The 2,141-nt window shown below is 36.9% G+C and carries 2 protein-coding genes and 1 pseudogene; 1 reads left to right on the plus strand and 2 read right to left on the minus strand.

The genetic code is table 11. The features are described from left to right. Positions 1 to 256 (plus strand): hypothetical protein (locus EO93_RS18030; RefSeq protein ID WP_235284053.1); only part of this gene is annotated, 256 nt, incomplete at its 5' end. Between the two features lie 225 nt (positions 257 to 481). Here EO93_RS18030 and EO93_RS00010 read toward each other — a convergent pair. Together EO93_RS00010 and EO93_RS00015 are read right to left on the minus strand one after the other, a co-directional pair. Next, the gene (locus EO93_RS00010) at positions 482 to 1,219 is read right to left on the minus strand and encodes a dolichyl-phosphate beta-glucosyltransferase (RefSeq protein WP_235284054.1); all 738 of its coding nucleotides are present in this window, start codon (positions 1,217 to 1,219) and stop codon (positions 482 to 484) included. A gap of 727 nt (positions 1,220 to 1,946) precedes the next feature. Then, positions 1,947 to 2,141 (minus strand): annotated as a pseudogene (locus EO93_RS00015) (acetyl-CoA synthase subunit gamma); the annotation flags it as partial.

Raw genomic sequence — 2,141 nt, forward strand, 5'->3', positions numbered from 1 at the left:
CGAGTTCCATTTTGTTACTCCAAGATATGGTAAGGGGAAATGGAGCAACTATTATATTTTTCCTGTGATTGAAAACCCATCAAATTTGAAGAGGATACGAAGTAATCATGTTTCTTCTCCCAAACTGCGGGATAGTATTAAAATTCCAAAGGATATGACGAGTAACCCTAAAACGTTATACCTGGTGATCTGTTCATGGAATAGAATTGCAGAACAAAATAATATCACAAAATTAACCAGGCTTATAAATGGATAAGCATATGAAAGTGGATAGTGTATCAGTGCTTGCTGCCAGACAATCGCCTGCAGTACAAGAAATACCAGGGAGAGCAAGTAATAAATATTTGTGACCGTAATAAAAGGTGAAGCCTCTTGTATTGTCATCGCAGCGTATTTTCCGCAAATTCCACTGCCTGCCTGTAAAAGTATGGAAAAAACTATCAGGCTAAAATAAAAGATCTGCTTTGTTTTAGATTCAATTTTATTCAAAGCACCCCTCGCAGGATTTTTCTTTTTTTTTCTTTGACTGCCTGTTTAAACTCCACCATAAACGGAAAATTTGAGACCCCATGTCTATAACATCTCTTTTAAGATTTACCGTTGTTGTGCCTCCATGCCTCCAGACTACCGGGAATTCTTTAACTTTAAATCCCCGAGACTGTGCAAGAACCATAAGTTCAGTATCCCAGAACCAGTGTTCATCCTGCACTTGATCAATTAGTTTAAACAATGGGTCTTTTTTAAAAGCCTTAAATCCACATTGATGGTCATATAATTTTGAGTGTAAAAAAGTGTGCACCAGAAAATTAAACCCTCTACTGGCTATGCCTCTTTTTAAGGGCCTTTTTACATTGCTCTGAGGCATCATTCTGGAGCCTGTTGCAAAGTCATATCCGTCTACTGAGATTGATTCTATTAGTTCCTTCAGATGGCTCATATCGGTTGCAAGATCCACGTCAATATAACAAAGAACATCTCCAGATGCAAACTTAAAAGCCCTATTCAATGCTCTGCCACGCCCCTGGCGCGAATCCGAGTGAAGATGACTCACGTAGTTATGCTCCATAGCAAGTTTACCAGCTACTCTATCTGTCCCGTCGCTGCTTCCATCTTCTGCTATAATAATCTCAAAAGAAGATGTGATTTCCCTAAGAGTTTCTGCAGTTTGGTTTACTGTTTTTTCTATTCTTGCTACTTCGTTATAAGCCGGTAATATCAACGAAACCTGTGTAATGTTAACACCCGAATAATGCTTGAATACTGGTTATTATCTATATAGTACCTCTTTAGGCTAACATTTTTAAAATTTCCACTATAAAAGATCGTTTCATTCTATTTAAAATAATTTGCTACCCTCTCTTATTTATGTGTTTTTTATGCGTTGAAATCTCACTAATTGTATTTATTTTATAATTTAATTTTCTAATATTTGTTAATAGTTATCCTAACAAATTCTGAGAAATCCTAACAAAATTCAAAAAATAGTCAATGAAATTCAAAATATATAGGGAGTTTTAGTCATAACTCTTATCTTCCGCAGATGTCCTCAAAAAATAGCATTTTTCTTGCTATATTTTTTGGAGAATTACTCCAAAATCTGCAATTATTATTTTAACTGAATCTTCGAGAAATTGGAATTAGAATCTTTGAATGAAGGCACAAGGTCGAAAAGTGTGGGAAATTTCAAAACCATATGTTTGAATAACTGAGGCAGTTTCCAGACAAAACGATAGCAGTAAAAATTGTGAAAATTGAATCGGCATCTGCGGAAAGTGGGCCAACATTTATTACAAAGGGGAGAAGTAAGAACTCGCCATTGTATAAGCATAATATACAAAAAAATTTGCCTGCAGCCTTTCATTATGATGCATCGTATTTTTTAAAAAAGAAGAAAGTTCCGTGTCAGAGAGACACGGATCTGTAAAGTTTTCAATTTACATTCGGACTTATTGTTTAGGAGGCCAGTTCTTCTCGATCCAGCCAGGGATACGGCCGGAGTCCATTGGACCAACCTTTACATTTGCACCGAGTGTATCTTCGAGGTCACCCTGCAGACGGGCTGAGAGACCTGGAATGATAAGGGTGTTGTGGTTTGTGTCCGTCTTGAGGTCGAATCCTGCCTTTTCGAATGCGTCCTTTAC

Source organism: Methanosarcina sp. 1.H.A.2.2 (assembly GCF_000979975.1).
GTDB lineage: Archaea > Halobacteriota > Methanosarcinia > Methanosarcinales > Methanosarcinaceae > Methanosarcina.